The organism is Rhodococcus sp. ENV425 (assembly GCF_002887785.1).
Classification (GTDB): Bacteria; Actinomycetota; Actinomycetes; order Mycobacteriales; family Mycobacteriaceae; genus Rhodococcus; species Rhodococcus aetherivorans.
The window spans coordinates 26,322-48,568 of the sequence record NZ_PCZU01000261.1 but is presented as its reverse complement, the minus strand read 5'-3'; the positions used below and the strand labels follow the sequence as shown (position 1 = coordinate 48,568).

Genomic DNA, 22,247 nt, shown 5'->3' with positions numbered 1-22,247 from the left:
CGTCTCTCGAAGTGATCCGAATTTCGGATGATTGCCACCCCACCGATGAGTTTGTCCGCCCCATGGAGTCTCAATCTCCGTATCATCCTCATCGAGAGTGCGGGAGGAACCGAGTGAATCAGCTGCTGAGAGTCCAGAACTTCACCGTCTCGTGTGACGGCTTCGGGGCCGGTGTACACCAGAGCCTCGAGAGGCCGTTCGGACACGCCGACCCTGGCGAGATGTTCGCGTGGGCCGGCGCGACGGCGAGCTGGCCCATGCGCACAGACCCTGGCGGCAGCCGTGGCCTCGACGACTACTTCACGCGGGACTACGCCCGCAATATCGGTGCCGAGATCATGGGCCGCAACAAGTTCGGTCCCCAACGCGGGCCTTGGCACGACCACGAGTGGCGCGGATGGTGGGGCGACGAACCCCCGTTCCGCACCCCGGTGTTCGTGCTGACCCACCACCCGCGCCCGTCGTTCACCCTCTCCGACACCACCTTCCACTTCGTCGACGGCGACCCGGCCACGGTCCTCGAGCGGGCGCGGGAGGCGGCGCGGGGCAAGGATGTCCGACTCGGTGGCGGGACTACCACCATCCGGCAGTTTCTCGAGGCCGACCTCGTCGACACCATGCACGTGGCAGTCTCGCAGGTGCAGCTCGGATCCGGAGTACGACTCTGGGAGTCACCCGATGAGCTACTCGACCGGTTCCATCTCGAGGTCGTGCCCAGCCCGAGCGGCGTGACGCACCACCTGTTCTGGCGAAGGTGACGCCCGGGCACGGACTTCTCGCATCGAAGTCACCTCAGCCGAGTCCGGTGTGCGGCGTTCCATACCCAGGGGTTCCGAAAAAATCTACTATCCGGGGATAGTTCGTCGTTGTTACCGTCGGCGGATGGCTGTCCGCTACCACGTCACCTCCGTGCTCAACCGTGCTTCCATCTCGCGATACGGCCTGGACTGGAATCGGATGGATGCCGCGCCCGGTATCGCCGGTAGCCGACGGCCCGAGCAGCAGGGCTGCTTCCTCTGCGCCGGCGAGTGGGAGCGGGACTGGTTCGTGCAGATGAACAACACCGGCGGCGCGGTCGACGTGTGGGAGGTCCACGGTATCGATGCCGAGGATCTGGTCGAGTCTCCGGAGGGCCACTACTACTTTCCCGGGGTCATTCCCGCCGCCCGTCTGCGGCTGGAGCAACGGGACGTGCCGCCGGTTCACCGCTGAGGGCTGGTCGCCGGAGCCGGGACGCTGCACCGTGCAACGAGTTCGACCCGGAGGTTGCGCCGAGGTGGTCGGTCAGGTCCGACGCGGAGTCAGGTGACGATCCACAGCGCCAGAACCGCGACGACCAGGGTGAGCGGCGTCGTGATCACGCCGAGCCGGGTGTAGGTGTAAAGGTCCGGACGGCCGGCGGAGCCTTCGAGCAGACGTCGCCACAGCATCGTGGCGAGGGAACCGACGTAGGTGAGATTCGGACCGAGGTTTACACCGAGCAGCGCAGCAAGGATCAGAGCGGGCGGGGCCCCGGGGCCCAGAGCGGTGAGGAGCATCAACGTCGCGGGAATGTTGTTGACGACGTTGGCGGCCACCGCGGCTGCGGCCGCCACCCCGAGCAGCGCCCCGAGGCTCGGCTCGGTGGGCAGCACGTTCGCCAACGCGTCGCCGACGGGGCCGGACGAGACGCCGGCGACAACGACGGCCAGCGCGAAGACGAACACGCAGAACCACAGATCGGCGGCGGCGAGAACTCGCCGAGGGGTGGTGCGATGCCGCCGCAGGGCCGGGACGGCAAGGGCCGCCGCGCCCATCGCCGCCGCCCACACGGGTTCGATCCCCAGCGGCCCCGTCGCCGCGAATCCGACGAGGGTGGCGGCGACGATCCCGAGCGCGTAACGCGGCGCGTGCACGGGCGGTATCGGGTCGGGTTGCAGCGGTGGCGACGAGGCGAGGTCGCGCGCGAAGAACCACCGGAAGACGAGACCCTCGACGAGCACCACCGCGAGCCACGGCAGCGTCATGAGGACGGTGAAGTGCAGGAATGTGAGCCCGGTAGCGGTGAAGGCCAGCAGGTTCGTCAGGTTGGAGACGGGCATCAGCAGCGACGCCGAGTTCGCCAGGTGGCCGGTGGCGTAGACGTGCGGTCGGGGCGACATCCGCAGCGCCGTCGCGGCCCGCAGGACGATCGGCGTCAGCAGGACCACGGTGGCGTCGAGACTGAGCACGGCGGTCACGACGGCGCTGGTGACGAACACGGCGTTGAGCAGACGTCGCGGGTCGTGATTCGCGCGCCGGACGAGAACCGACGCCACCCACGCGAACACGCCGAGCGCGTCGGCGAGATGCCCGAGCACGAGTATGACGGCGAGGAACGCAACGGTCGGGAACAGCGTGCGCAGCTGCTGCTCTACTTCGTGCGGGGTTACGACGCCGAATGCGACGACTGCGGCCGCGGCCGGCAGTGCCACGAACACCTCCGGCAGTCCCCACGGACGCATCACGGCGAAGACGAGCACCCCGGCGAGCATCGCCACCGCTACAGCAACCACAAGGTCGATAGTGCCAGCGCACGAAATGCTCGGGCACCGAACTCCGAGCACGCGATGAACGTCCAGAAACGGCGCGCCGACAGGAGCAAGCCGGCATGTTCCCTGCTGGAGGTCCTGCTCGCCTCGGCAGCGGCACAAGCGGTCTCGCTGCGCCTTGCACCTTCGCCCCGCCCTGCCCATTCCACCAACGAGCCGGGGTCAGCGCTGGTGCGCCGTCAGGGCATGCCCGAACGGCGCACCCACGACTATGGGGGGCCACGGGGCGGATCGAGGGCGGTTCACCGAAAGAGACGCGTGGAACCGGCCCGGCACCGTCGCACCCAGGTCTTTCGCCGGCTCGGACTCGCGGCGTGCGAGCGGCGGCCCCGGTTCGCGCCTCGACGCCGGGGCCGCCGCCGGTCAGGCGTGGACGCGAGGACGGCGATGCGCCCACGGCATCGCCCGCTCCATCGTGCCCGCCAGTTGCAGCAGGGTCGCCTCGTCTCCGTAGCGCCCGGCGAACTGCACCCCGACCGGCCAGCCCTCGGCGGACTGCCCGAGCGGCAGCGAGATCGCCGGATGCCCAGTGGTGTTGAACACCGAGGTGAACGCTCCGTAGTCGAAGATGCGGTCGTACCATCCGCGCGCGTCCAGCTCCGGGTTGTCGGCGTCGAGGTGCCCGAGCGGGACGGTCGGTTGCGCGGTCGTCGGTGTGAGGAGCACGTCGTACTCGCCGAGGAAGCGTGCCACCTCGCGGCGCACCGTGTTGAACACCCGGTCGGCGGCGTACAGATCGCGCGCGGTGAGCGTCGCGCCGTACCGGGCGCACTCGAGCGTCGTCGCCTCCAGGTGCTCGCGGCTGGGGGTGACGCCCAGCAATTCTGCGGTTGCGTAGACGCCGTCGGCGAGGAAGCTGCACCAGGCGGTGAAGTTCGCGTCGTCGAAGGTCTGCGCGTCGATACGCGGGGCCGCCTCTTCGACGTGGTGGCCGAGTCGCTCGAGTACTGCCGCCACCTCCTGCACCGTGGCGACGGACTGCGGGTCGACCGCGCGGGACGGGTCATACGGGGTGGTGCACACCGCGATCCGCAACGGCCGCACGTCCTGCCCGACCAGCTCGGCGAACGGGCGCTCGGGCGCCGGGAGCAGATACCGATCGCCCGGCTCACTGCCGTGCACCGCGTCGAGCAGCCCGGCACTGTCGCGGACAGTGCGCGTCACCGCGAATTCGATGCCCAGGCCCATGAGCGGGTCGGCGTATTCGGGTCCGGGGGTGGTGCGGCCCTGGGTCGGCTTCAGGCCTACCAGCCCGCACGCGGCGGCGGGGATCCGGATCGACCCGCCCCCGTCATTGGCGTGTGCCATCGGTAGTGCACCCGCCGCCACCAGCGCCGCCGACCCGCCGCTCGACCCGCCCGGGCTGCGGTCGGTGTCCCACGGGTTGCGAGTGGGGCGCCCGTACGCGGCGGCCGCCTCCGTCGACGCGTTGAACCCCAGCTCCGGCGTAGTGGTCACGGCCATGGTGGCCAGGCCCGCGCGGCGGAAACGCGCCATCAGATAGGTGTCCTCCGCGGGCACGAGACCGTCGCCGAACAGCCGGCTTCCGTTGCGCTGCGGGACGCCGGCCGCGTGCGCGATGAGGTCCTTGATCGCGAACGGTACGCCCGCGAACGGGCCGTCGCTGCTGTGGTCGAGCGGGGTGGCGAACCGTTCGCCGGCGACTGCGCCGAGAACCGGATCGACGGCGTCTATCGCCCGCGCCGCGACGTCGTGCACCTCGGCCGGGCTCACCTGCCTGTCAGCAATGAGGCGGGCCAGGCCGGTTGCGTCGTGCGCGGTGTAGTCGTTGATGTCCACGGTGATCTCCATTCGGGGGAACGAACGGCCCGACAGTAGGGTGACGCCCGTAACACAACATCGGCCGAACGACCGATGCGCGAACGCCGAAACGATGCCCCTGGCCAACGCGCGACGCGCCGGGGATGATCACCTCATGTCCCGCGCCGACACGGAACGCCTCGCGGCCGCGCTGGCACTGAGTGCACGCCTCGCCCGCGACGACAACCCGCCCGACCCAGCTCGCGTCCTGTTCGAGCTGTCCGCGTGCGTGCCGTTCGCGCATGGCGCCATCTCTCGCTGGGACGCGGCGCGCGGGTGCCACCGCACCGCCTCCAGCCTCGGCTACCCGCGGCCGATCGTCGACGCGATCAATCGCTTTCTGCCCCGCCACCCGCTGTTCGACGACATGCTCGGCCGGCGCCTGCCGCAGCAGCTGTGCACGGTGCCCCCGCGGCTGCGCCACGGTCCCGTCTTCGACGAGGTCATCGTGCCGCAGCAGTACACCGACGGCCTCAGCCAATGCCTGTTTGCCCCCGACGGGCGCTATGTGGGGATGTTGAACCTGAGCGCTGCCGGTGGACGGGTGTTCGATCGGGAAGACCTGGTCATGGTGGCGCTGCTCGCCGCCGACCTCGCCTGCGTCGTCGACCCGGCTGCCGCGCCCGGCCCCGCTGACCGAGATCCGGGGCGCGGGATCGTGCTCGTTGTCGCCGCATCCGGCGCGATCGACCGCCCCCTCGACGCGCCCCCGGAGCCCGCCGCCGCCGCGCTCGTAGCCGCGGGCGACGGGCTGCGTGCGGTCGCGGCCGAGGTGCGTCGCCGCGGGCGCGCCGCCGACTACCTGCTCATCGCCACCGGCATTGTCTACGACGCCCACCTAGCGCCCGCCCGCGGCGGAGGGGTCCTCGTGCGGGCGCGTGTCGTGCCACCGCCCGACGGTCTGACCGTGCGGGAACTGCAGGTGCTCGGCCTGGTGCGTGACGGCGCGTCGAATACCGCTATCGGTCGGGAGCTGGGAATCCGCCCGTCGACGGTGTCCACCCACTTGGAGCACGTGCTGCGCAAGACGGGCGCCGCCAACCGCACGGTTGCAGCCGTGCGTGCTGCCGAGTGGAAGCTGCGGCTCGTCGACCGCGCCGCGCCGCCCGTCCTCGCCGGCAACGCGCCGGCGTCGTGACCACGGCCCATGGCCTCGCTGAGTCCGATCCTCGCCGAGGCGCCGTGGGACCGGCCGGTGTGTTCCTGCTCCGCCCCGGGATCCCCGCGGAAATGCATGTGCTTCCAGTCCTGTTCGAACCGAGGCATGGCATCTGTCCGGCTGGTCTCCTGTGCTGATGACCATCGGGAGTCCTGCGCCCGGAGCAGGAGCGTCAGAGCGTGGCCACGACGTCGAATTCGTACCCGTCGGCCACGGCCATGTGCACGTCCTGGTGCATCAACCCGGCGCTGGCGTGCACCGACCCGCGGGGGCCGTCGTAGCTCAATGTGCCCGAGTGACGGAGGATCTCGTCGATCGTGTTGGATCCGGCCGCGGCGGTGAGCGCGGCGAGAGTGGTCACGCCCTCGTAACACGATTCGGCGGCGTTGTTCAGCGGTGGTGCGCCCGGACCGAACCGACGGACATAGGCGGACATGAAATCTTGCGCACACGCGGTGACGAGTGATGTGAATTAGCTCGCGGCGACGAACAGGTTTTCGGTAGCGTCCGCCCCGCTTGCCAGTAGCATGTTCTCCTCCATCAGCGGACTGAACCGCAACAGCCGCTGATGCAGACCCCGTCCGCAGAACGCCCGGTTGAACGCGACTGCGTCACGACCCACGAGCAACATGACGGTGCCCTCGGCGCCGCTCTTTTCGATACGCGGCAGCACCCGGGAGAAGTCGGTGGTGCCGTAGTCGACGTAGATCTCCTCGACGACCTGCAGATCGAGCTCGTGACAGTAGGCGCGGATGGCGGGGACGGTCCGTCGCGGCCACACGTAGTTGGCGCCGACGACCGTCCACCGCCGGATGCCGGCGTGCTCCCGCAGCCATCGCAACGCGGGACCGATTTGCAGGCCCGGGGTTTCACCGGAACAGATGATGCCCGGACGCGACTCGCCGCCCTCGTAGAGGGAGGTGTACACGTACGGGATCCGATGGGCCAGGACCGAGGAGAGCTGCTCGCGTACCGTCGAGATGTGCCAGCCGGTCACCGCGTGGATGCGGTCTGCGGCCAGCAGTCGAGCGATCTCGGCGCGAAGCTCCGGCGCGGGCAGGCTCGCGTCGATCACCTCGATTTCCACCTCGCGGGCGAGGATGCCGCCGTTGTCGTTGAGGGTCGCGGCGGCGAGGTTCGCGACGGCCTCACACGACGGACCGTAGATTCCGCCCGGCCCGCGCAGTGGAATGACCAGTCCGATGCGATAGCTCCTCGACATCATCGAGCCTCCTTGCGGCCGCTGCACGCGCGGTGGAATATTCATCTGGAAGTATTGCGTTCGGAACGATGTCTCAGCAAGGGGTGCCCATGGTGCAGGCTGATCGGGACGACGCGGTCATGGTGGATACGCTGGCGGTCGATCGGGCGGCCGCCCTGGTCCGCGCGGCCGTGCGGGGCGCCCTCACCGGGTCGGATCTCACCCTCGACCAGTGGCGGGTGGTCGACCACCTCGCCTCCGTGGAAGAGGCCACGATGAGTGCGATCTCCGCCGTCACCCTCATCCCGGGGCCGAGCCTGACCCGGACGGTCGATCGGCTCGTCGACGCCGCGCTGGCGTACCGGACCTTGGATTCCTACGATCGGCGACGCATGATGGTCCGCCTCAGTGCCCGCGGCATCGCTCGTCATCGTGCACTCGCCCCGGCGGTGACCGCCGCGCTCGCGGACGCGTTCGCCCCGCTCGCGCCTGCGGAGCTGCGTGAACTGGGAACGCTTCTGGAGAAGCTCACCACTCGCTGACCGTCGCCCCCATGTGACTCACGGATGCTGCCGCGTGCCGCGCGGCAGCTTTCCTCGCGCGCCACGCACCCCTGCGCACGGAGGTAGCGGCGTCCGCTCCGAGATTATTTCCACTTGACACAGTTCCAAATGGAAGTAAATTGTGAGCCGCACCACGCACATCCCCCATTGGAGGTCGGACAGATGTCAAGCGATGTTGCTCTCCCCCGTTCGCTCGGAGCCGACGTGGACTTCACGCGCTCGGGCGTATCCCGTTTCCCCAACCGCGATCTCGGCGTTCCAAGATTCTGCTGCGAGGTGGGCGTCCCCCTTGCCGAGCAGAAGGAGCTCGGGCACAACCGCTGGCATCCCGACATTCCGCCGCTGCACGAACTGGATCCGGGTGACGAGGTGATCCTCGAAACCCCCGGCTACGACGACTACCAGCTCCAGGATGCCGACGAGGACCAGGACATCCGGGATCTGGACCTGACCCGTACCCATCCGATCGCCGGACCGGTCTACGTCAACGGCGCCGAGCCCGGCGACCTACTGGTGGTCGATGTTCTGGACGTGCAGCCGCTCTCGGGTATCGGATACTCGAACATCCTGCCCGGAATGGGCGGACCACTGGCGAGCTGGTTCCCTCGAGGCTTCAAGACGGTGTGGGACCTGCACGGTCTGTTCGCGACGAGCCGGCAGATCCCGGGCGTGGAGATCCCCGCGATCAGCCACCCCGGTGTGATCGGCGTGGCGCCGTCGCACGAGCTGCTGCAGATCTGGAACGAGCGGGAGGATCCGCTGATCGCCGACGGCCTGGCCGGCCCGCGGGAGGACGCGATCGCGACGTCGGTGCTGCGCACCCTGGAGGGCGACGAATGGGCGCGGGTCGCCGCCACGGCGGCGCGCACGGTGCCGCCCCGAGAGAACGGCGGCAACCTCGACATCAAGAACCTCTCCCGCGGCTCGCGGGTGTACTTCCCGGTTTTCGTCGAGGGGGCGCTCTTCTCGTGCGGCGACCTTCACTTCGCCGAGGGCGATGGTGAAATCACCTGGAACGCCATCGAAATGGATGGGTCCACGTGGCTGCGGTTCAACCTGATCAAGGGTGGCATGGCGAAGTACGGGGTGCGGAACCCGATGCTGCGACCCTCTCCTGTCGACCCGAACTTCGGTACCCGGTACCTGTCGTTCACCGGTTTGTCCGCGCGCGGCCGGGAGCAGAAGTACATCGATACCACCATGGCCGCGGTCGACGCCGTCGAACAGGCGATCGACTACCTCGGTAAGTTCGGTTACGCGCCCGAGCAGGCGTACACGATCATCAGCGTCGCACCGTGCGAGATGCACGTCGGCGGCATCGTCGACATTCCGAACGCGGCTGTCACGCTGAAGATTCCGCTCGACATCTTCGACAAGGACATCCTCCCCCAGTAAGTCGACGGGTCCGCGGTGCCGGGATGCTCGGACGCCCCGGCACCGCGGGCGCCTCGGCGGAAAGCGACCGCAGATGACCGATGTCGGATTGTTCTACGTCGGTGCCGTCCTGATCGTGAACGGCATCATGCTTCTCGGGCGGATCTCCGCCCGCGCCGCTGCGCCGCTGAACCTGTGCGTCGGCACCCTCCAGGTGGTGATCCCGACCGTCCTGATCGTCACCACGGACGGTGGCGGCGCCGCAATCGCCGGGGCAGCCGGTCTCTACCTGTTCGGCTTCACGTACCTGTGGGTCGGGATCAACGCTGCGACGGGATGGCCTCCGGAAGGGTTGGGCTGGTTCTCCCTCTTCGTTGCGGTGGCCGCGGTCGGGTTTGCCGCCCGCACCTGGTACGACGGCGGCCGGCTCTTCGTCGTATTCTGGCTGGCCTGGGCCGGGCTTTGGTTGCTCTTCTTTCTGGTCCTGGCTCTCGGCCGCACCGAACTCACCCGCTTCACCGGTGCCGTGGCGATCACGGAGGGGGTGCTGACCGCGGCTGTTCCGGCAGGCCTCGCACTTGCCGGACTGTGGATCGATTCCGCCGCCGCCGCTCTTGCCGCGACCGCACTCGGAGGCACCGTAGTGGCGGCGCTGTGGCTGGTCACCCGTCCGGCATCGATCGATGCGTCGACTCCTGCCCGGCAAGGCTGACATGCACCCAGCGCCGTCGGCGAGGCGGCTTGCGGCCGTTCAGGAGACCGAGTTCACCGACTCGGGAAAAACCATGCGGCCGAGCACATTGCGCATTTCGGTGAGAAGAGCCGGGTTCGCGCCGGCGAAGTGCCGGTCCGACACCTCCTCGCTGAGCCGGCGCGCCTCGTCGCACAGCTTTCGCCCCTCGTCGGTGGCGACGATGAGCTTGTTGCGCCGGTCGCCCGGATCCGCGGTGCGCGCGACGAGGCCGCGGCTCTCGAGTTCGTCGACGATTGCGACGATCTGACTGGGATCCAGTCCCATGTCCGCGGCGATGCGGCGCTGCGCCACACCGGCGGGTTCGTCGCACGCGAGGGAGAGCACCGTGTACGGGCGCACCCGCAGCCCGAGCGGGGCGAGGGCCTCGTTCACCGATCGCACCACCATCGCGCTGGCACGCGTCAGCAGAAATCCCAGGTCGTCCTCGAGGACGCGTCGACGTTCCATTCCGACAGCCTTTCGTCGTGACCCTCAGGGTAACAGTTCCTCAATCGTTGACTTTTTCAATAATAGATGTTCCTATGTGATTGGGAGTACATCAGCTCGAGCAACGGAGGATCTCGTGGACCTCAGCAACAAAGTCGCCGTCGTCACCGGTAGCGGACAGGGCCTCGGCCTCGCCTACGCCACCGAGCTGGCCCGTCACGGCGCCGCGGTCGTGATCAACGACGTCGACCGGGCCACCGCCGATGCCGCCGTCGCGACGATCACCGCCGCGGGTGGACGCGCCGTCGCCGTGGTCGCCCCCGTCGGCCCCACAGAGACGGCGAGGAAGCTCGTCGCGGCCGCGGTCGAGCACTTCGGCCGCCTCGACGTGATGGTGACCAACGCCGGCATCCTGCGCGACAAGGTGCTGTGGAAGATGACCGACGACGACTTCGACGCCGTGATCGACGTGCACCTGCGCGGCACCTTCACGTGCGTGCGCGAGGCCGTGCTGCGCTTCCGCGAGCAGGGCGAGGGCGGGCGCATCATCGCCATCGGCTCCCCCGCCGGCCAGCGCGGCAACTTCGGCCAGACCAACTACGCCGGCGCCAAGGCCGCCGTCGTCGGCATGGTCCGCACCTGGGCGATGGAACTGCAGCGCGCCGGCATCACCGCCAACGCCGTGTGCCCCGTCGCCGTCACGGCGATGACCGAGACCGTGCCGATCTTCGCGCCCTACATCGAACAGATGAAGCAGACCGGCGAGCTGCCCGCGGTCATCCGCCGCGAGGTCGGCATGGGCACCCCCGAGGACGTCGCGGGCCTGATCGCCTTCCTCGCCTCCGACGACGCCGCCGCCATCACCGGTCAGGCGTTCTCCGTCGGCGGGGATCGCCTCGCACTGTGGTCGCACCCGCAGCTGACCGCCACCGCCTTCCACGACGGCGGCTTCTCCGCCGACGACGTCGCCGCCCAGTGGCCCATCGTGTTCGCCGACCGCGTCGAGTCCGTCGGCGAGGAATTCCCCGAGGAGGTGCTCGCCAAGTGAGCCGTTACGAGTACGGCATCGACTTCGACAAGATCGACGCCCTCGATATCCACACCCACGTCGAGATCGACGGCTGCGGCCACCGGTCCATGGACGACGAACTGATGGCCGCGTCGGAGAAGTACTTCAAGTCCGGCGAGGAACGCACCCCGACCATCAAGTCCATCGCCGAGCACTACCGCGAGCGGAACATGGCCGCGGTCGTGTTCACCGTCGACGCGCAGTCGGCCACCGGGCACGCCCCGAACTCGGTCGAGGAGATCGCCGAGTTCGCCGCCGAGAACAACGATGTGCTCATCCCCTTCGGCTCCGTCGACCCCCTGCAGGGCAAGGCCGCCGTCCAGCGGTTGCGCCGCCTGGTCGACGAGTACGGCGTCAAGGGCTTCAAGTTCCACCCGAGCATGCAGGGCTTCGAGCCCAACGACCGGCGCTTCTACCCGCTGTACGAGGCCCTCGTCGAGGCACAGGTGCCGGCCCTGTTCCACACCGGGCAGACCGGCATCGGCGCGGGGCTGCCCGGCGGGCACGGCATCAAGCTGCGCTACTCCGACCCGATGCTGCTCGACGACGTCGCCGCCGACTTCCCCGATCTGACCATCGTCATGGCCCACCCCGCTGTACCGTGGGTCGACGCGCAGATCTCCATCGCCACCCACAAGGCGAACGTCTACCTCGACCTGTCCGGCTGGTCGCCGAAGTACTTTCCGCCGCAACTGGTCAAGGCCGCGAACACGATGCTGCGCCGCAAGGTGCTGTTCGGATCCGACTTCCCGGTCATCCAAGTGGATCGATGGCGCAACGATTTCGCCACTCTCGACATCAAACCCGACGTAGCCCCGATGATCTTCAAGCAGAACGCGCTGCGCGTTCTCGGCATCGAGCGCTGACGTCGGTACCTGCGAACCGAGGAGTTCCCATGACCATTCCCGCCACCGCCACCACCCACGTCGCCACCCTGGACGATCTCGAGGCACTCGTCGGGCAACCGCTCGGTGTCAGCTCGTGGCTGCCCGTCGAGCAGGACCGCATCCAGACCTTCGCCGACGCCACCGACGACCACCAGTGGATCCACCTCGACGTCGAACGGGCGAAGAAGGAAAGCCCCTTCGGCGGCCCCATCGCCCACGGCTACCTCACGCTCTCGCTGATCATCCCGATGTGGAGCGAGGTGCTGAAGGTCGACAGCGTGACCATGGCCGTCAACTACGGCCTGAACAAGGTCCGCTTCACCAACCCCGTTCCGGCCGGCGGCAAGGTCCGCCTCAACGCCACGCTGAAGTCGCTCGAGAAGCTGCCGAAGGGCGGCGTGCAGATCACGATCGACGGCATGATCGAGCTCGAGGGCAGCGAGCGGCCCGCCGTCGTCGTCGAGGCGGTCTACCGCATGTTCGATTAGCGGCCGCCGCCTGCAGCCGAGCGAATGTACCCTTCCGTCGATCTACAAGGGGGAAGGGTACATTCGCTCGTTCCAGGACGGCTCACGGTTGCACGAACGCGGGCAGCAGCGTCTGCGCGACCCGTTCGTTCCAGTTGGCGTCGATGTCACCGCTCCGGGCCCGTTCCGCGAAGTAGGCACCGACGATGCAGTCCAGAAATGTTTCGACGTCGAGGTCGGCTCGCACCAGTCCCCGCGAGATGTGGTGTCGCACGACCTCGGTCAAGGTGCTGCGGTGGCGCACGAGCACCGAGCGGATGAGACCGGTGAACGCGGGATCCGCATCGGTCACCAGCGCAGCAAGGCCGCCGAATCCGACGCCCCCGTCGACCGAACGGAGGGACTGCTCGGCCAGCCACGTCAGCACCTGGTGCGCGGTGGCATCCGGCGCGGGAGGCGCGGGCTGCGCGATCGGCTCCATCACCGCGGTGAGCATCTCGTCCCGGTCGCGGTAGCGGCGGTAGATGGTGGTGCGGGCCATGCCCGTGTGTGCGGCCACGGCCTCGATCGTCACCGCCTTGGGCCCCTTGCGACGCAGCAGCTCGAGCACGGCGTCGGCGATGCGTTCCTCCGGCGTGGCAGTCCCCTCACCTTGCCGCATGCGCCCCCTCCTGTCCGCTGTCTCGACTTACGACAATCCTACAATAGCGCTACACTATATGTAGCTACGCAACATGTAGCGATTCGAAGAGAGGGACGCACATGAAGATCTCGAACTCGTCGGCCGGAGCGATCGCCCTGATCCTGGGCATCGTCACCATGACCGCATCGGTATGGTTCGACACCACCCCCGTCGGCTCCGGGGTCACTCTCGGACTGGGCGCCATCGCCGCGATCTACGCCCTGTGGTCGCTGATCGCCCGGGATCCGACCAAGGACCACTGGTCCCTGTCCGTCGTCGGCCTGATCTTGTTCATCTCGCCGTGGATCGGGCAGTTCGCCGGCGACGGCGCGGCCTGGACCGCGTGGATCGCGGGGGCGTTGATCATGCTCGTCGGCGGCGCCGCGTACCTCGCCGACGAGTCCGCCGACGTCGCGGCGGCGACCCGGGAAGAGGAACGACGCACGTATGCGTCGACGGCCCGCTGAAACGCCGAGGGGGAGGTTGTCGGCGACATCACTCGATCGATGTCGCGACAACCTCCCCCTCGGTGACCATCTCGAGGCGGGTGAACCTACACCAGCAGCTCGGCGATCTGAATGGTGTTGAGGGCGGCGCCCTTCCGCAGGTTGTCCCCCGAGACGAACAGCGCCAGACCACGCCCGTCCGGCACACCCGGATCCTGACGGACCCGGCCCACCAGCGACGGATCCTGGCCCGCGGCCTGCAGCGGCGTCGGAACGTCCACGAGCCGCACGCCGGGGGCGTTCGCGAGCAGTTCCTTCGCGCGCTCCACCGACAGCGGGCGTTCGAACTCGGCGTTGATCGACAGGGAGTGGCCGGTGATCACCGGCACGCGCACGCAGGTACCCGACACCAGCAGGTCCGGCAGTCCGAGGATCTTGCGGGACTCGTTGCGCAGCTTCTGGTCCTCGTCGGTCTCGCCGCTGCCGTCGTCGACGAGGGAGCCGGCCAGCGGCAGCACGTTGAACGCGATGGGCGCGACGTACTTGTCCGGGGCCGGGAAGTCGACGGCGCTGCCGTCGTGCACCAGCTTCTCGGCGTCGCCGATGACGGCGCGCGCCTGGCCGAGCAGTTCGTCGACGCCGGCGATGCCGCTGCCGGAGACGGCCTGGTAGCTCGAGACGATCAGCCGCTGCAGTCCGGCCTCGTCGTGCAGGACCTTGAGCACCGGCATCGCGGCCATGGTGGTGCAGTTCGGGTTGGCGATGATGCCCTTGGGCGGGTTCTTCGCCTCCTGCGGGTTCACCTCGCTCACGACGAGGGGAACCTCGGGATCCTTGCGCCAGGCCGAGGAGTTGTCGACGACGGTCGCGCCGGCGGCGGCGAACCGCGGCGCCTGCGCGCGCGAGAGGGTCGCTCCGGCCGAGAACAGGGCGATGTCGATGCCCTTCAGATCCTCGTCGGAGGTCGCGGCTGCGTCCTCCACGACGATCTCCTCGCCGCGGAACGGCAGCTTCTTGCCGGCCGAGCGGGCCGATGCGAAGAACCGCACCCGGTCGGCGGGGAAGTTGCGCTCTTCGAGCAGGGTGCGCATGACGATGCCGACCTGTCCGGTGGCACCGACGACAGCGAGAGTGGTCACAGCGATTACCGTCCCGTTCCGGCGTGGACGACGGCTTCTTCCTCGCCGCCGAGTTCGAACGCGGCGTGCAGGGCGCGCACCGCGTCGTCGAGTTCCGTGTCGTCGACGAGGACCGAGATACGGATCTCCGACGTGGAGATGAGGTCGATGTTGATGCCCGCACCCGCGAGGGCCTCGCAGAACTTCGCCGTGACGCCCGGGTGGCTCTTCATGCCGGCGCCGACGAGCGAGACCTTGCCGATGTGGTCGTCGAACAGCACCTGGGTGAAGCCGATCTCCTCCTGCTGCTTGCTCAGCAGCTCCACGGCGCGCGGGCCATCGCCCTTGGGCAGGGTGAAGGTGATGTCGGTCTTGCCCGTCTCCACCTTGGAGATGTTCTGCAACACCATGTCGATGTTGATCTCGGCGTCGGCGACGGCGCGGAACACCTTCGCGGCGTAACCGGGGGTATCGGGCAGGCCGACGACGGTGACCTTGGCCTCGCCGCGATCGTGCGCGACGCCGGTGATCAGAGCCTCTTCCACGGGGATGTCCTCCATCGATCCGGACACGATGGTGCCGGGCTTGGTGGTGTACGACGAACGAACGTGCACGGGCACGTTGTAGCGGCGGGCGTACTCGACGCAGCGCAGCATGAGCACCTTCGCGCCGCACGCCGCGAGCTCGAGCATCTCCTCGAAGGAGACCTTCTCGAGCCGCTGCGCGTCCTTGACGATGCGCGGGTCGGCGGTGAAGACGCCGTCGACGTCGGTGTAGATCTCGCAGACATCGGCGTTCAGCGCCGCGGCCAGGGCGACGGCGGTCGTGTCGGAGCCGCCGCGGCCGAGGGTGGTGATGTCCTTGCTGTCCTGGCTCACGCCCTGGAAGCCGGCGACGAGGACGATGCTGCCCTCGTCCAGCGCGGCCCGGACGCGGCCGGGGGTGACGTCGATGATCTTCGCGTTGCCGTGGCTGCTCGTGGTGATCACGCCGGCCTGCGAGCCGGTGAACGACCGTGCCTCGGCGCCGAGCGAGTGGATCGCCATCGCGACCAGGGCGTTGGAGATCCGCTCACCGGAGGTGAGGAGCATGTCCATCTCCCGCGCCGGCGGCGCCGGGCACACCTGCTGGGCGAGGTCGAGCAGCTCGTCGGTGGTGTCGCCCATCGCCGAGACCACGACGACGACGTCGTTGCCCGCCTTCTTGGTCTCGACGATCCGTTCAGCGACGCGCCGGATCCGCTCGGCCGTCGCGACCGAGGATCCTCCGTACTTCTGGACGACGAGTGCCACGCTGGCGAACCTCCGGGGTCTTGGGTGCAAGTCCAGGGGATCAGCTTACCGATGCGGCCTGGAGGGACGGGGCTCGACCTGCCCCGGCACCCGGCAGCCGTCCGCTACCGGCCTGCGGCGAGGGCCGGAACCGTCGGGCGTGACAGCGGTCTCGGGTGGTGACAGCATCTCCGGCGTGAGCATCGGCAGACGCCTGCAGGTCCGAGCGGTGGACGAACGTTCCTCCGCCTCCCCCATCGAGTTGTTCTTCGATCTCGTGTTCGTCTTCGCCCTGACCCGGGTCACCGACCTCATGGCGGTGGACACCAGCGGCGTCGACGTGCTGCGCGCCGCCCTCGTCATGGCGGTGCTGTGGTGGGTGTGGGTCGGCTACTCGTGGCTGGGCAATCTCGCCCGCGCCGACGAGGGCCTCATGCGAGTGGTGATGTTCGCCGCGATGGGGGCCGTGTTCGTCGTCGCCCTGACGATTCCCGAGGCGTTCGACGACATGCCGGGTGGCCTCGACGGACCGGTGATCTTCGCGGTCGGCTACTTCACCGTGCGCCTGATCCACCTGTCGACGTTCCTCGTCCTGAGCCGGGACGATCCGCAGCTGCGGCGGCAGGTGCTCCGATTCCTTCCGAGCATGCTGGCGGGAACGGCGTTCCTGCTGATCGCCTCGCAGCTGTCCGGACCCGCGCAGACGGTGCTGTGGATCCTCGCCCTGGCGGGCGACTACCTCGGCACCCTGGCCGGGGGCACCGGGTGGCGGCTCCGCTCGGTGAGCCACTTCGCGGAGCGGCACGGACTCATGGTGATCGTCGCCCTCGGTGAGTCGATCGTCTCGATCGGGATCGGCGTCGCGGCGCTGCCGATCTCCTGGGCGATCATCGTCGCGTCACTGCTGGGTCTGTCCGTCTCGGCGCTGCTGTGGTGGGCGTATTTCGACGTCACGTCCCTGGCCGTCGAGAAAGCCTTCGACGCGGCGACCGGGACCCGGCTGATCCGGATCGCCCAGCGTTGCTACAGCTACGCCCACCTGCCGATGGTGATCGGAATCGTCATGCTCTCGCTGGGCCTGAAGAAGATCCTCGCCTACGTCGGGGACGGGAACCATCATCGGCTCACCGATCCCCTCCAGGGCTGGCCGCTGGTCGGCCTGTACGGCGGGGCCGCGCTCTATCTCCTCGCCCTGGTGTTCTTCCGCGCCTACGCGACCGGTCGCGTCGAGGTTCCCCGGGCGACGACGGCGGTCGTCCTGCTCGCACTCCTTCCCGTGGTGGGGCACGTCCCGGCGCTGGCGACCCTCGGCATCCTGGTGGCGGTGCTGCTCGTCCTCATCGGGTACGAGACCGTCCGTTACGCCGAGCCGCGCGAGACGATCCGTCACGGGGGCTGAGACCGGACGGGCGGCTCATCCCGCGACGGTCGTGCGCAGCAGCATGACGTTGTAGTCGCTCCAGCGGGACGCGACGAAATACAGGTCGTTGCCGCTGGACCACGGATGGATGTACGGCGCGTACAGGCCGCCGATCTGGGCGCCGGTGACGACCGCCCGCGGCGCGCTCCACGGGCCTTCCGGGCGCGCGCTCGTGCGCATCTCGATCTGCCCGCGTTCCTCGTTGCCGTAGAGGAGGACGAAGGTGCTGCCGGTCCAGTGCACCGACATCTCGCCGACCGGGGCGTCGACGACGGGGACCGCCGCATCGATCCCGCCGAGGATCCAGTGGGTGCCGGTCCAGAACTCGTAGGCGGTGAGGTCGCGGATCTCCGCCTCGGGCACGCGCGAGACGTAGGCCGGACCGAAGCGCCCGTCGGGCGTGCCGAAGTCGTAGACGTAGCCCTCGTGCTTCACGTACGCGTGCTGTTGGAAGTTGCTGTTGCCCGTCGCCAGTTGCTGGACGCCGGGGACCTCGACGGGGGTGTTCACTCGCGCGGTGGCCGGGTCGACGGTCCATGTCTCACCGTTGTCGGTCGAGTACGCGACGGCCGAGGCGTTGGTCCACCATTCGCCCGGTTCACCCCAGGCGCGCACCGACATGAAGTTGATGTACTGCGTGCCGCCGACCGAGATGCCGGCGGTGGGCACGACGGTGGTCTCGACCCCGTCGATGCCGACGCTGCCGAGGACCTCGCGGGCGAAGTTCGGGTCGGAGGAGAGCACCGGCGCCCCGGAGTAGCGATCCCCGGGTCGGGGGTCGGGCACGGCGATGCCGTCCGACAGCTCGGTGTCGCCGCTGCGCATGAGGATGTTGCGGCGCCATTCGTCGCCCTCGACCGAGCAGTCGCCGAAGGTGTCTCCGAAGGCCGCGAGCACCTGCCGGCCTGGGCCGGTCCCGCCGTTGTCCCACATGATTCCCAGGTCGGTGCCCGAGACGGAGAAGCGGGTGTCGGTCCGGTTCGGGCTGCGCGGTCCCGTGACCCAGGCGACGGTGCGGGTGGGCCCGGAGGTGATCGTCGGCAGCGGTCCCTGCGGCGTCCCGGCACCGGGGTTGCTGCTGCCGAAGCCGCTGCTTCCGGACCCGGAGCCCCCGCACGGTTCCGCTTGAGCGGTGGCGGCAAACGGCACCGCGCAGCCGAGCGCGAGCAGCAGCGCCGAGGAGAACGTCGTCGCCGACCGGACCGCCCTCATGAGCTCTCCTCCCGGCCGGGTGACCGAAACGCGTCTTCCCTGATACTCCTGTGACCAATGGTGTCTGCGTGACAAATGAGGTCAACGTATTGGATCGGCGGGGCTCGCGACAGCGCCCTCCGTATCGATCGGGTCACGTTCGTACGGCCTGCTCCGCCCGGCCCCGGCAGCGAAATCCCCGCATCCCGGGTGGGCTCCGGCGGGGGCGAGCGAGTACACTGCCTGGCATGCAGCGCGCGCTTCTCCTCGGCCGCCGCGGCGGGATCTGACCAGACCGGCTTCCCGTCGCGGGGTGTGGTCGCGCCGGTCGTATCCTCATCCGGACTCACCGGTCCCCTTTTTTTGGAGTTACGTCATGTCACCCGCCGACGCATTCACCTCCGGCTCGCGCACTATCACGCCGCCGAGCAAGCCCGCCCCCGCCGATCAGCCGGCGTGGAACACGCAGAAGAACTCCTCGATGCCGACCTACCGGTACCGGCCGTTCGCCGAGGAGGTCGAGCCGGTCACGCTGCCGGACCGCACCTGGCCGGACAAGGTCATCGACCGGGCCCCCGCCTGGTGCGCCGTGGACCTGCGTGACGGCAACCAGGCGCTCATCGACCCCATGAGCCCCGCCCGCAAGCGGCGCATGTTCGACCTGCTGGTACGCATGGGCTACAAGGAGATCGAGGTCGGCTTCCCGTCGGCGAGCCAGACCGATTTCGACTTCGTCCGAGAGATCATCGAGGACAACGCGATTCCCGACGACGTCACCATCCAGGTCCTGACGCAGGCCCGCCCCGAGCTGATCAAGCGCACCTTCGAGGCGTGCGCCGGGGCCCACACGGCCATCGTCCACTTCTACAACTCGACGTCGATCCTGCAGCGCCGCGTCGTGTTCAAGGCGGACAAGGACACGGTCAAGAAGATCGCCACCGACGCGGCCGAACTGGTACTCGAGGAGGCGAAGAACCACCCCGACACGAACTGGCGGTGGGAGTACTCCCCCGAGTCGTACACCGGCACGGAACTGTCGTACGCCAAGGAGGTGTGCGACGCGGTCGTCGACACCCTGGGCGCGACCCCCGAGAACCCCGTGATCATCAACCTGCCGGCGACGGTCGAGATGGCCACGCCGAACGTGTACGCCGACTCGATCGAGTGGATGCACCGCAACCTGGCCAAGCGCGACTCGATCATCCTGTCGCTGCACCCGCACAACGACCGCGGCACCGGCGTCGCGGCGGCCGAACTGGGCTACCAGGCCGGCGCCGACCGCATCGAGGGCTGCCTGTTCGGCAACGGCGAGCGCACCGGCAACGTGTGCCTGGTCACCCTCGGCCTGAACATGTTCAGCCGCGGCGTGGACCCGCAGATCGACTTCTCCAACATCGACGAGATCCGCCGCACCGTCGAGTACTGCAACCAGCTGCCCGTGCCCGAGCGGCACCCCTACGGCGGCGACCTGGTGTACACGGCCTTCTCGGGCAGCCACCAGGACGCCATCAACAAGGGCATGGACATGATGAAGGCCGACGCCGACGCGGCGGGCACCGACGTCGACGACCTGACCTGGGCGGTTCCGTACCTGCCGATCGACCCGAAGGACGTCGGCCGCAGCTACGAGGCCGTGATCCGGGTGAACTCGCAGTCCGGCAAGGGCGGCGTGGCGTACATCATGAAGCACGACCACGGCCTGAACCTGCCGCGGCGGCTGCAGATCGAGTTCTCGCAGGCGGTGCAGCGCGTCACCGACGGTGAGGGCGGCGAGGTCAGCCCCAAGGAGATGTGGGACATCTTCCACGAGGAGTACCTGACCCCGATCACCCCGCTCGAGCGGATCCGGCAGAAGGTCGCCGCGGCCGAGACCGACGACGGCACCGACACCGTCACCGCGGTCGTGAAGTATCACGGCAAGGAACAGGAGATCACCGGGTCCGGCAACGGCCCGCTCGCCGCCTTCGTCGACGCCCTGGAGACCCTGGGCTACCAGGTGGCGGTCCGCGGCTACGCCGAGCACGCCATGTCGGCCGGTGACGACGCCCTCGCGGCCGCGTACGTCGAGGCGGACGTGACCCGGCCCGACGGGGTCTCGGCCCTGGTCTGGGGTGTCGGAATCGCGCCGTCCATCACGACGGCGTCGCTGCGCGCGGTGGTCTCGGCGGTGAACCGGGCCCACTGAGCCCTCCGGTCCCGCGAACACCGCGGCAAACGGCGCGAATTCGGACGAACGCGGCGGTACTCTTTCGCAGGAGTGCCGCCGCGTGTCCGTTTGTCGGCCGGGCGAATCTCGGTTCGGATCCGTCTCCGCACGTGCCCCACGAAAGGGAGCGTCACATGGATTTCTGGGACATCATCTGGTTCATCATCGTCAGCTTCGCGTTCATCGCGTACCTGATGGTGCTCTTCTCCATCATCGGGGACCTGTTCCGCAACCACCAGCAGTCCGGCTGGATCAAGGCGATCTGGATCGTCTTCCTGATCTTCCTGCCGTTCCTGACCGCCCTGATCTATCTGATCGTCAACGGCAAGGGCATGGCCGAGCGCTCCGCGCGGGAGTACGCCCAGGTCAAGCAGGCCCAGGACAGTTACATCCGCGAGGTCGCCGGCAAGTCGCCCGCCGAGCACATCGCCGACGCCAAGGCCCTGCTCGACGCGGGCACCATCACCGAGGCCGAATACCAGGCCCTCAAGGCCAAGGCGCTGGCCTGACGCCGCCCCCGGGGGGATCACGACGATGACGTCCGATCCGGTTCGGGTCCGCCGCGACGGGCCCGTCACCACCATCGGGATCAACCGTCCCGAGGTCCGCAACGCGGTCGACCGGGAGACGGCGCAGGCGCTCGCCGACGCCTTCCGCGCCTTCGACGCCGACGACGAGGCGGCGGTCGCCGTCCTGCACGGCGAGGGAGGCACCTTCTGCTCCGGCGCCGACCTGAAGGCGATCAGTGAGGGACGCGCAAACCGGGTCGCCCCGGACGGTGACGGGCCGATGGGCGTGTCGCGGATGCGGCTGTCCAAGCCCGTCATCGCCGCGATTTCGGGCCTCGCCGTCGCGGGCGGGCTCGAGCTGGCGCTGTGGGCCGATCTGCGCGTCGCCGAGGAGGGGGCGGTGCTGGGCGTGTTCTGCCGCCGCTGGGGCGTGCCGCTGATCGACGGCGGCACGGTGCGGTTGCCGCGGCTCATCGGCGAGAGCCGCGCGATGGATCTCGTCCTGACCGGCCGTCCCGTCGAAGCCGACGAGGCGCTGCGCATCGGGCTGGTCAACCGGCTCGTGCCCGCCGGGCAGGCGCTCGCCGCGGCCCGCACGCTCGCCGCCGAGATCGCCGCCTTCCCCCAGACCTGCCTGCGCCGGGATCGTCTCTCCCTGCTCGAACAGCACGGTCTCGACGAGGACCAGGCGTTGCTCAACGAGTTCCGGCACGGCACGGTCTCCCTCGCCCACGACACGCTCGAGGGCGCCTCCCGGTTCGCCGCCGGCGCCGGGCGGCACGGCAGCTTCGGCGAATCCGGCAGCTAGCCGGAGCCGTCCCACACCACATGGCCGTCGGCCCGCACGCGGGCTCCGGGGGCCGCCTCGTGCGCGACGAGGCGGCCGTCGTGCATGAGGTGTTCGACGTCGCGGCCGAAACGCAACACGACGATGTCCGCGACGAGGCGGCGGTGGCAGCGCCACCACACGCTCTCGCTGCACATCATCGCGGTCCGGCGCCGCGCGGACTCCACGAGCAGGCCGTCGAGCGCGTCGGCGAACTCCTCGGTGCGCGTGTGGGCGGCGTAGGCAGCGAACTGCTCGACCCGCCACCACGAATCCTCGGGCGCCGT

General features: G+C 69.0%; 24 protein-coding genes. 14 read left to right on the top strand and 10 right to left on the bottom strand.

Features of this window, described 5'->3' with window-relative positions:
• Positions 1-113 precede the first annotated feature (113 nt).
• Together CQZ88_RS23190 and CQZ88_RS23185 are read left to right on the top strand one after the other, a co-directional pair.
• The gene (locus CQZ88_RS23190; protein ID WP_006942042.1) at positions 114-758 is read left to right on the top strand and encodes a dihydrofolate reductase family protein; all 645 of its coding nucleotides are present in this window, start codon (positions 114-116) and stop codon (positions 756-758) included.
• Positions 759-882: 124 nt separating this feature from the next.
• Positions 883-1,212, top strand: coding sequence for a hypothetical protein (locus tag CQZ88_RS23185; RefSeq protein ID WP_037201361.1), 330 nt, complete (start codon positions 883-885; stop codon positions 1,210-1,212).
• An 89-nt stretch (positions 1,213-1,301) separates the two neighbouring features.
• Here the strand turns inward: CQZ88_RS23185 and CQZ88_RS23180 are convergent, their stop codons facing one another.
• Both CQZ88_RS23180 and CQZ88_RS23175 read right to left on the bottom strand, forming a co-directional pair.
• A complete protein-coding gene (locus CQZ88_RS23180; protein ID WP_102800376.1) occupies positions 1,302-2,534 on the bottom strand; it encodes an SLC13 family permease in 1,233 nt (410 codons plus the stop codon).
• A gap of 399 nt (positions 2,535-2,933) precedes the next feature.
• The gene (locus CQZ88_RS23175; RefSeq protein WP_043802272.1) at positions 2,934-4,370 is read right to left on the bottom strand and encodes an amidase; all 1,437 of its coding nucleotides are present in this window, start codon (positions 4,368-4,370) and stop codon (positions 2,934-2,936) included.
• 136 nt (positions 4,371-4,506) lie between these two features.
• Here CQZ88_RS23175 and CQZ88_RS23170 point away from each other — a divergent pair, with 136 nt between their 5' ends.
• Positions 4,507-5,529, top strand: a complete 1,023-nt coding sequence (locus CQZ88_RS23170; RefSeq protein ID WP_144414993.1) for a helix-turn-helix transcriptional regulator — start codon at positions 4,507-4,509, stop codon at positions 5,527-5,529.
• Between the two features lie 193 nt (positions 5,530-5,722).
• On the opposite strand, the gene CQZ88_RS32320 is transcribed toward CQZ88_RS23170, so the two are convergent.
• The gene (locus CQZ88_RS32320; RefSeq protein WP_308410822.1) at positions 5,723-5,986 is read right to left on the bottom strand and encodes a hypothetical protein; all 264 of its coding nucleotides are present in this window, start codon (positions 5,984-5,986) and stop codon (positions 5,723-5,725) included.
• 36 nt (positions 5,987-6,022) lie between these two features.
• Entirely contained in the window at positions 6,023-6,775 is a 753-nt protein-coding gene (locus tag CQZ88_RS23165) for a substrate-binding domain-containing protein (protein WP_308410821.1), read from the bottom strand.
• 86 nt (positions 6,776-6,861) lie between these two features.
• Here CQZ88_RS23165 and CQZ88_RS23160 point away from each other — a divergent pair, with 86 nt between their 5' ends.
• From CQZ88_RS23160 to CQZ88_RS23150, 3 genes are all read left to right on the top strand, one after another.
• The gene (locus tag CQZ88_RS23160) at positions 6,862-7,293 is read left to right on the top strand and encodes a MarR family winged helix-turn-helix transcriptional regulator (RefSeq protein ID WP_006932669.1); all 432 of its coding nucleotides are present in this window, start codon (positions 6,862-6,864) and stop codon (positions 7,291-7,293) included.
• Between the two features lie 225 nt (positions 7,294-7,518).
• Entirely contained in the window at positions 7,519-8,709 is a 1,191-nt protein-coding gene (locus tag CQZ88_RS23155; RefSeq protein ID WP_258008739.1) for an acetamidase/formamidase family protein, read from the top strand.
• A 73-nt stretch (positions 8,710-8,782) separates the two neighbouring features.
• Complete coding sequence (locus CQZ88_RS23150) at positions 8,783-9,400, top strand: AmiS/UreI family transporter (protein ID WP_006932667.1); 618 nt, start codon at positions 8,783-8,785, stop codon at positions 9,398-9,400.
• Between the two features lie 39 nt (positions 9,401-9,439).
• Here the strand turns inward: CQZ88_RS23150 and CQZ88_RS23145 are convergent, their stop codons facing one another.
• On the bottom strand, positions 9,440-9,889 hold the full coding sequence (locus CQZ88_RS23145) for a MarR family winged helix-turn-helix transcriptional regulator (protein ID WP_029547166.1): 450 nt from the start codon (positions 9,887-9,889) through the stop codon (positions 9,440-9,442).
• 115 nt (positions 9,890-10,004) lie between these two features.
• Here CQZ88_RS23145 and couN point away from each other — a divergent pair, with 115 nt between their 5' ends.
• From couN to couM, 3 genes are read left to right on the top strand one after another with little or no spacing between them, the layout of a single operon-like run.
• On the top strand, positions 10,005-10,916 hold the full coding sequence (gene couN / locus CQZ88_RS23140) for a 4-hydroxyphenyl-beta-hydroxyacyl-CoA dehydrogenase (protein ID WP_029547165.1): 912 nt from the start codon (positions 10,005-10,007) through the stop codon (positions 10,914-10,916).
• A complete protein-coding gene (couO, locus tag CQZ88_RS23135; protein WP_006932660.1) occupies positions 10,913-11,803 on the top strand; it encodes a 4-hydroxyphenyl-beta-ketoacyl-CoA hydrolase in 891 nt (296 codons plus the stop codon). Before couN ends, couO begins: the two co-directional genes overlap by 4 nt.
• A gap of 29 nt (positions 11,804-11,832) precedes the next feature.
• Positions 11,833-12,312, top strand: a complete 480-nt coding sequence (couM, locus tag CQZ88_RS23130; RefSeq protein WP_006932658.1) for a p-hydroxycinnamoyl-CoA hydratase — start codon at positions 11,833-11,835, stop codon at positions 12,310-12,312.
• An 82-nt stretch (positions 12,313-12,394) separates the two neighbouring features.
• Here couM and CQZ88_RS23125 read toward each other — a convergent pair whose 3' ends face one another.
• A complete protein-coding gene (locus tag CQZ88_RS23125) occupies positions 12,395-12,952 on the bottom strand; it encodes a TetR/AcrR family transcriptional regulator (protein ID WP_006932656.1) in 558 nt (185 codons plus the stop codon).
• Positions 12,953-13,053: 101 nt separating this feature from the next.
• Between CQZ88_RS23125 and CQZ88_RS23120 the strand changes: the two genes are divergently transcribed.
• On the top strand, positions 13,054-13,440 hold the full coding sequence (locus CQZ88_RS23120) for an SPW repeat protein (protein WP_050034482.1): 387 nt from the start codon (positions 13,054-13,056) through the stop codon (positions 13,438-13,440).
• A gap of 86 nt (positions 13,441-13,526) precedes the next feature.
• Here the strand turns inward: CQZ88_RS23120 and CQZ88_RS23115 are convergent, their stop codons facing one another.
• Positions 13,527-14,558 carry an aspartate-semialdehyde dehydrogenase gene (locus CQZ88_RS23115; RefSeq protein ID WP_006932608.1) on the bottom strand — a complete coding sequence of 344 codons (1,032 nt, stop codon included), beginning with the start codon at positions 14,556-14,558 and terminating at the stop codon, positions 13,527-13,529.
• Positions 14,559-14,563: 5 nt separating this feature from the next.
• Entirely contained in the window at positions 14,564-15,829 is a 1,266-nt protein-coding gene (locus CQZ88_RS23110; RefSeq protein WP_006932606.1) for an aspartate kinase, read from the bottom strand.
• 175 nt (positions 15,830-16,004) lie between these two features.
• On the opposite strand from CQZ88_RS23110, the gene CQZ88_RS23105 reads away from it, so the two are divergent.
• Positions 16,005-17,207, top strand: a complete 1,203-nt coding sequence (locus CQZ88_RS23105; RefSeq protein WP_065923554.1) for a low temperature requirement protein A — start codon at positions 16,005-16,007, stop codon at positions 17,205-17,207.
• Between the two features lie 15 nt (positions 17,208-17,222).
• Here the strand turns inward: CQZ88_RS23105 and CQZ88_RS23100 are convergent, their stop codons facing one another.
• Positions 17,223-18,440 carry a DUF4185 domain-containing protein gene (locus CQZ88_RS23100; protein WP_065923114.1) on the bottom strand — a complete coding sequence of 406 codons (1,218 nt, stop codon included), beginning with the start codon at positions 18,438-18,440 and terminating at the stop codon, positions 17,223-17,225.
• 355 nt (positions 18,441-18,795) lie between these two features.
• On the opposite strand from CQZ88_RS23100, the gene leuA reads away from it, so the two are divergent.
• The 3 genes from leuA to CQZ88_RS23085 all read left to right on the top strand — a co-directional run bounded on the left by leuA (position 18,796) and on the right by CQZ88_RS23085 (position 21,942).
• Positions 18,796-20,604, top strand: a complete 1,809-nt coding sequence (gene leuA, locus CQZ88_RS23095; protein WP_050034480.1) for a 2-isopropylmalate synthase — start codon at positions 18,796-18,798, stop codon at positions 20,602-20,604.
• A gap of 155 nt (positions 20,605-20,759) precedes the next feature.
• Complete coding sequence (locus CQZ88_RS23090; RefSeq protein ID WP_006932600.1) at positions 20,760-21,134, top strand: SHOCT domain-containing protein; 375 nt, start codon at positions 20,760-20,762, stop codon at positions 21,132-21,134.
• Between the two features lie 25 nt (positions 21,135-21,159).
• Complete coding sequence (locus tag CQZ88_RS23085; protein WP_102800375.1) at positions 21,160-21,942, top strand: crotonase/enoyl-CoA hydratase family protein; 783 nt, start codon at positions 21,160-21,162, stop codon at positions 21,940-21,942.
• On the opposite strand, the gene CQZ88_RS31645 is transcribed toward CQZ88_RS23085, so the two are convergent.
• Positions 21,939-22,247, bottom strand: a 309-nt coding sequence (locus tag CQZ88_RS31645; protein ID WP_258008738.1) for a DUF488 domain-containing protein, incomplete at its 5' end; no start/stop codon positions are given. The genes CQZ88_RS23085 and CQZ88_RS31645 overlap by 4 nt on opposite strands.